This window comes from Kitasatospora sp. NPDC029312 (genome assembly GCF_055569215.1).
On record NZ_JBVHXY010000089.1, the window covers coordinates 1 to 3,272 of the forward strand.

The 3,272-nt window shown below is 70.4% G+C and carries 1 protein-coding gene and 1 pseudogene; both read left to right on the forward strand.

Annotated elements, in window-relative coordinates; genetic code table 11:
• Positions 1–147 (forward strand): annotated as a pseudogene (locus ACZ4WV_RS35330) (ATP-binding protein); the annotation flags it as partial.
• Between the two features lie 413 nt (positions 148–560).
• Positions 561–3,272: nitrate- and nitrite sensing domain-containing protein (locus ACZ4WV_RS35335; RefSeq protein ID WP_465753193.1), on the forward strand; the 2,712-nt coding region annotated here is incomplete at its 3' end.

Sequence of the window (3,272 nt, forward strand, 5' to 3'; positions counted from 1 at the left end):
CAGCCCCACACCCCCGACGAAGTCCGCGAAGCACTCCAACTCGGCGAAACCACCCCCATCATCACCCTCGACGCCCGCCGCCGAGACAGCGCCAAGAGCGCCCTCATCACCCTCGTCGAACACGCCCTCCTCGCCCGACTCCGCTGACCCGGGTCCGGCTCGGAAGGGAACCGGCCGGCCCCGGCGGACCGTCACACCGACGGACCGCCGGGGCGGCGACGCTTACCGGCCGGTGTCCTCCGAGGGGCCCGCGCAAGGCCCGTGTATAAGCAGCGGATAACAGTTCGGTAGGCATTTTGTGATCAACAATGACGCAGCGTGGCGAAACAGCGTCACTCAGCGCCAGATGACCACGGATTTGCTCCAGCATGTCGCTGATTGTCCGTATTGTGCCGACGCGGGTGCCGTACCGGGGCTGTTTGTCCCCCATCCCTGCACGTGCTGAAATTCCAGCTACCCCTGAATATCCCGTCCTCGGTCCGTCCGGTGACGGGCCAGGGCCCCGGGGGTAGCGCTGGATTGATCCATGGCCGGCAAGTCGGCCGAGAGGTAGTTGTCGAGTGAGGCGTAAGCAGCAACCCGCCCCGCAGCGGCGCTCCGAGCCCCGCCAGAGCGAGCCGCACGGTACCGCCGCGGACCAGGCCGGATTCTCCGCGTTCACTCCCACCGAGGAGCGCCCCCAGGCCACCCCGGCCGCCAAGCCGCTGACGACGGCCGGCGAACCGCGCGGCGCCGCCGGCGCGGCGGGCGACGGCGGCTCCAGCCGGTACGACTTCCTCCGCCCGCGCAACTGGCGCGTGCCGACCCGCCTGATCGCGATCCTGCTGATCCCCGTGATCATCAGTCTCGTCTTCGGCGGCCTGCGCGTGAACACCTCGGTCGACGGCTACATCAAGGCGTCCCGCGCCGAGAAGACGGCCGAGCTGGCCAAGGCCGCGACCGAACTCGCCGAGGCGCTCGAGAACGAGCGCGACAAGACCCTGATACCCCTGGTCACCGGGCAGGACCCCAACAACGAGGTCGCCAAGCGCCGCGCCGACACCGACGCCGCCCTGAAGGCCTACAACGCCGCGTACCAGGCCTCCGACAAGTCCGGCGAGCTCCCGCGCCGCCACGAGGCCTTCGAGACCCTCGTGGTGGACCTCCCGCACCTGCGGGCCGCGGCGTACGGCAAGGAGCTGTTCGTCAGCGCCACCGCCAACGCCTACTCGACGATGTTCGCCCCGCTGCTGGCGTACGACAACTCGGTCGGCATGGGCTCCGCGAACGCCACCAGCAAGGGCCGCGCGATCTACGCGATGTCGCTGGCCAAGGCCTCCGCGTCGACCCAGCGCGCGCTGATGCTGAACCTGCTCGTCGGCATCGCGCAGAACTCGACCACCAAGTACGAGAACCAGGACGTCATCCAGCAGATCCTGGTGGCCGAGAAGCTCGAACAGGTCTCGATCAGCGAGTTCACCACCGGCAGCGCCCCCGAGGACGTCAAGAAGTACGCGGACGCGCAGGTCGCGCTGGCCACCGCCCAGGACCGCTCGGCGTACAAGATGCCCAACGGCGCCGCGCCCACCATGCAGGGCCTGCTGGCCCTCGGCGCCAACTACGCCGAGGCCGCCGCCGCGGGCCAGTCGAAGGGCAAGGCCGCCGCCGACGCCGCGTACGCCGAGGCCAAGAACGCCGGTCTGACCCCGGACAACTGGAACCAGGCCGCCGGCACCCACATCCAGGCCCTGCGGAATACCGAAGTCGTGCTGCTGGACGACGTCCTCACCGACTCCCGCAACCTCAAGGACAACGCGCTCTACGACGCGATCCTCAACACCGTCATCGTCGTCGCCGCGCTGATCCTGGCCGGCCTGCTGACCGGCTACGTCGCCCGCTCGATGATCCTCGGCATGCGCACCCTGCGCAGCGCCGCCCTGGAGATCGCCGACCACCGCCTGCCGGACCTGGTCGAGAAGCTCTCCAAGACCGACCCGGACCGGGTCGACACCTCGGTGACCGCGATCCCGCTGCACGGCAAGGACGAGATCGGCGAGGTCGCCCGGGCCTTCGACCAGGTCCACCAGCAGGCCGTGGCGCTCGCCGCCGAGCAGGCCCTGCTCCGGGGCAACGTCAACGCGATCTTCACCAACCTGTCGCGTCGCAGCCAGGGCCTGATCCAGCGCCAGCTGGCGCTGATCACCGACCTGGAGAACAACGAGGCCGACCCGGACCAGCTGGAGAACCTCTTCAAGCTGGACCACCTCGCCACCCGCATGCGCCGCAACGGTGAGAACCTGCTCGTCCTCGCGGGCGAGGAGGCCGGCCGCCGCTGGAACACCCCGGTCCCGCTGGTCGACGTGCTCCGCGCCGCCGCGTCCGAGGTGGAGCAGTACGAGCGCGTCGAGCTGTCCGGCATCCCGGAGGTCGAGGTCGTCGGCGCCGCCGTGACCGACCTCGTCCACCTGCTCGCCGAGCTGCTGGAGAACGCCACCTCGTTCTCCAGCCCGCAGACCCGGGTCCTGGTCAACGCGACCCGCCTGCCGGACGGCCGCGTCCTGGTCGAGATCCACGACAAGGGCATCGGCCTTACCGCCGACGACTTCGCCGAGATCAACGAGAAGCTGGCCGAGCCGCCCACGGTCGACGCCACCATCTCCCGCCGCATGGGCCTGTTCGTGGTCGGTCGGCTGTCCCAGCGGCACGACATCCGCGTCCAGCTTCGCCCGTCGGGCGAGTCGGCCGGCACCACCTCGCTGGTCATGCTCCCGCCGTTCGTCACCCGGGCCGGCGCCGCGCCGGAGCCGGAGGAGCAGTTCACCGTCTCCCGGATCTTCGCCGACCAGGAGCCGACCGCCGAGTGGGCCCCCGAGGACCGCTCCCGCAGCGCCGCCGAACTGGGCTTCGACGACCACCTCACCGGCATCGGCAACGCCGGCTCCTCCGGCTTCAGCCCGGCCCTGGAGGCCGTCCAGCGCTCGCAGCGCCTCGACGAGGTCCGCCGCGCGGCCCTGGAGAGCGGCCAGTCGGCGCCGGTCGTGGACGCCGAGGTCGAGGAGGACTACCAGCAGGGCTACGGCCAGTACGCCCCGCAGGGTTACGACCAGCAGGGCGGCTACGCCGACGACCAGTACGGCACCGACGAGCAGTACGGCTACGACCAGGGCGGCTACCAGCAGGACGAGTACGCCCAGGACGGCTACGGCCAGTACGCCCCGCAGGGTTACGACCAGCAGGGCGGCTACGCCGACGACCAGTACGGCACCGACGAGCAGTACGGCTACGACCAGGGC